Genomic DNA, 3,596 nt, shown 5'->3' with positions numbered 1-3,596 from the left:
ATGAGATACGATCCGTATTGCAGGATGGGCTTCGGGCCAGTAGGCGTCATTTCAAGCCCGACGACAGTCGCGCCGAGCCGGACAAAGGTCTGCCCGATGGCGTATGAACTGGCGTACCATTTTGCGTTGCCAAGGGCATATTCCGGGCAAGCCGCAACGACGGTGCCCAGATCGGTTGCCGTTAGCTCGGCGAACGTGTCGTTGTTCGTAGCCGCCACGATCTTCCCGGCGTCATGGTTGCCATCGATCAGCTTTGTAGTGATCCCGACGATCCCGGCATAAGCCGACGTGCCATCACCAAGCCACCCGCAATCATCCTCGAGCTTCGAGATCGCGAAGGCTGCGTCCTCGGCGAAATCCTGGCCAACATCGACGGTTTCATCCTCGCCGAGTTCACTGGAGAGACGTGACAGGGCCGCCGCTTTTTTGGCAGTTAGCGTAACACTGCTCCAAGAACGGTCCTGCTCAGCAATCTGGGCATTTTCGCCGACGAAGGCAGCCGTCAGACCTGTGTCGAGCCGCGGGAATGAGCGCGTGTCCGAGCCCATCCGTTTGACGTCCGCGTTGCGCCGAAACGTTCCAACCAGTGCGCGGATTTTGATGATTCCGGCCTCAACTTCAGTTGGGACGAGATAGCCGCCGATAGTGCCGGTGGTTTCACCTTGCGCCTTCTGGATGACGACGCCGTTTTTGACGCACCAGGCTTTGGCTGCGTCATCGCCTTCGTGCAGCGCCGCGCGGAAAAACATTCCGGCTTTCAAGGCTGCAGCGTCGTCGTCAAAGGCGCGGATACGGGCGCCGGTGTTGAAAAATTCGTGCCTCATTGGGCGATTTCCTTCCTGGTGATAATTCCTGCGCTGACGCAGTTTTCGAGAAATGTGTAGACGCCATCGCCGACGACAGGCGGGCCGAAAATCGGTCCGCTGGTGACGTCGCAAATCAAATTGGGATTTCCTCGGGCAAGGCGACGGATGCGCTCGCGGAAGTCGAAGGCCGCGGCGTTGACGCGCCTCAAAGTGAGAACAGCCAACGCACGTTGCCGGACAATCTCCCGCCAATCAGCAGCAGATTCCTGTAGCAATTCGGCAGCCGCAATGCGCCGCGCTTGGTTCTCCTGTTCGGCCAGCGCATCAAGAGCAATCTCGATCGCCTGCCGCTCAAGGATGATTTTTTGTAGTTGTTCGCCCGGTGTCGGATCACGAACGGCCGGAACCGGGGAACCGTCGACCAGCGCCGCAGCCCAATCCCGGACACCAGGGCCAACGATTGCTTGCTCGGGCCGAATACCGGCCTGCTCAAGCTCTAGCTGCGCGGCGAGTAGGTCCTTTGCGCGAGCCTTTAGGCCATCCGCCTTGCGCTGGATTTCCTCGAACTCACGCGCTGCAGGGGCTGCCTCTGCTTTTTTTGCGGTAGCCATGTTTTTTAGTCCTTTCGCTCGAAACGCTACCCCCACCACCCCCGACGGGGCGGCTGGGGTCGATCAACAACCGCCGTTGCCAGCAGTCGGATTTTTGGAAGTGTAGGCGCACCCGAAAGGTGCACGATTGACCGCCCCCTGGCCTACTGGACCAATGAGCGCGTTACGCATGACGATGACGAAGCGTCAGGCGCAAAGAAGAGGGACGCCGAAGCGCCCCGATTTTCGTTGTTGTTGCCCTAAAGGGTTTTCGGGGCCACGATTTGGCACACGGGCCTAAGCGGCCCTTATGCGACCACTCTCTTTCCCCAATGCCAGCATCGCCCACCGGCCTGCCGCGAGCAAAGCGGCGCCTCCGCGGCGGTCCGCATGTCCACCTTTCGCTCCGAGAGCCTTGCCGACGTCAGCAACACCGCCTCCAGCCAAGATCGTTTCGATAACGGCATCGATCTCTGGAGGCGGATTAGCTGGATCAGTACAGCCGGTGAGCCTAACGTCACCCCTGCGCTTGCCCATCTTAAGCTGGCCGAGTCCGCCTATGGAGCCAAGGAAGCTTGCGCCTTCCGCGATTTCCGGAGGATGGAAGCTAAAGCGCGTTGCCGACGTGAAAACAGCGTCGGGATGTATCCACTCCTGCGACTTGATGGCAACACCCCGAGATACCGCGTCCCAATTCCCGGTTCGCGGTGGCTCCGGTTCAGGGTCACCGAGTCGCGGCTGTACTGCCGGCAGCGCTATATAGGCATCCAGCGAGCGCGGATCCGCGTTCTTGCCGCGCGGCCTTCCATCCTTGCGGCTGCGGTCGACGTTAAGCCCGGCTTCAATTGGTAGGTTATCGTTCGCGGCTTGCGGCAACCGCTCTCGGGCTACAAGCCACAGAGCGGCGGCGCCGGTGGCGTTGTGCTTCTTCATCCAGGTCAGAGCTGGGCGCCCGCCTCGGTATCGGATACGCGCAGCGGTCCGCTTTTCTGGAGGATTGGCCGTCAGGATGGCATCAGCCGCGGCAAGCATTTCTTTTCGGGTGATCATGGTCATCGGGTGGTCATCCCAATTCGAGGAACCGGCCAGGCCGGTTAGAGCCGTTCCGCAATGCGCGGGACGGGTAAGGTTCTAAGCATTCACGTCTATGGCCACTGCCGCGGGAGTCGAATACAAATAAAACGGGCTTAAGAAGGGGAGGACGATGCAGATTTTCTTAGTGCTGGCTGGCATTGCCGAGCTTGGATTTGGTATTTTAGTTTTCGCGGCGGGTCCGGCAATTACACAACAGATTGCTGGCATCATCCTGGTTTGCGCGGGAGTGGTCAGTTTAGCACTCGCGGAACTGGTACACATCGGACAGCGGATCGCACGTGCGACAGAGGCGAAGTTGGCTGATGCACCATTGTCGCCATCATTGCTGACCCAGACCTACGTTTCACCAAGCTCGCCTGCGTTTGGCGAAAAAGCCAAAGTCTGTTCTTTCTGCGGGTATAACAATTCTCCCGCCATGGACGTCTGCCGCTGTGGAAAGCCGCTAGCCGCCTGACGGACGTTGTCATTCGCTGGCCGCAGGTCTGGCCGGATCTTCCAAAGTGCCTCCCACGAAATCCGGCGAACTTGAACCGTTTCGCCGTTTGTCTCGACTGTTCTTGCTGCAGCCATTGGCGCCTCCCATCATGCTTCGGCCCGCCGCACTGTCGGGAAAGAGCTTGTGTACATCTGGCCATCCTCGCCTTCAGTGATCACGACAAACCGGCCTTGGTCATACGATTCATCGTGGACCACACCGACGACCTGGCAGGGGTACCAGTTTGTCTTGCCGCCCATTTGCTTGACCGGGTAAGCGGCGTCGAATGGCTCGATTGCAATTACATTGCTCTATCGAGATGTTACCTTTGATGTCGCAGTCCGCGCTTGCTGACGCCGCCGCAACCGCGCTTGCCGGTGCGCTATCATTTGCAAGATAGCCATATCCCGCCACGCCACCGAGAAGCAGCGCAAGCGGGAAAGCCATGTCCATCCTTGGGCCGCGGCTTCCGTACATCCCTGCCAGGATGTCAGAGAAACATGGAACCTCGGCTAAGAACGCCTGTACATTTTTAAGGAAAAGCCCGCCGAAGCGGGCTTCTCGGTAGCGCGCACTCAGGCGCCGCGCGTATCAAATTGCGTGCCGGCAAGAAGGCAGACCGCCCATGCC

The 3,596-nt window shown here is 59.5% G+C and carries 4 protein-coding genes; 1 reads left to right on the top strand and 3 read right to left on the bottom strand.

The window, feature by feature from the left end; genetic code table 11:
- The 3 genes from AC1DX0_RS32855 to AC1DX0_RS32845 form a co-directional block, all read right to left on the bottom strand.
- Positions 1-824 (bottom strand): phage major capsid protein (locus tag AC1DX0_RS32855; RefSeq protein WP_477358535.1); only part of this gene is annotated, 824 nt, incomplete at its 3' end.
- On the bottom strand, positions 821-1,417 hold the full coding sequence (locus AC1DX0_RS32850; protein WP_477219489.1) for a hypothetical protein: 597 nt from the start codon (positions 1,415-1,417) through the stop codon (positions 821-823). The genes AC1DX0_RS32855 and AC1DX0_RS32850, both read right to left, overlap by 4 nt.
- A gap of 276 nt (positions 1,418-1,693) precedes the next feature.
- Positions 1,694-2,452, bottom strand: coding sequence for a hypothetical protein (locus tag AC1DX0_RS32845; protein WP_477219488.1), 759 nt, complete (start codon positions 2,450-2,452; stop codon positions 1,694-1,696).
- A gap of 148 nt (positions 2,453-2,600) precedes the next feature.
- On the opposite strand from AC1DX0_RS32845, the gene AC1DX0_RS32840 reads away from it, so the two are divergent.
- Positions 2,601-2,945, top strand: a complete 345-nt coding sequence (locus AC1DX0_RS32840; protein WP_477219487.1) for a hypothetical protein — start codon at positions 2,601-2,603, stop codon at positions 2,943-2,945.
- Positions 2,946-3,596 lie beyond the last annotated feature (651 nt).

Source organism: Mesorhizobium sp. P3_A9 (assembly GCF_056402975.1).
The sequence above is the reverse complement of the archived record's forward strand: the minus strand, read 5'-3'. Positions and strand labels throughout refer to the sequence as shown.

Excerpts from the sequence above, each read along its gene's own strand:
- AC1DX0_RS32850 (WP_477219489.1), bottom strand. The coding sequence starts at position 1,417 with ATGGCTACCGCAAAAAAAGCAGAGGCAGCCCCTGCAGCGCGTGAGTTC.
- AC1DX0_RS32845 (WP_477219488.1), bottom strand. The coding sequence starts at position 2,452 with ATGACCATGATCACCCGAAAAGAAATGCTTGCCGCGGCTGATGCCATC.
- AC1DX0_RS32840 (WP_477219487.1), top strand. The coding sequence starts at position 2,601 with ATGCAGATTTTCTTAGTGCTGGCTGGCATTGCCGAGCTTGGATTTGGT.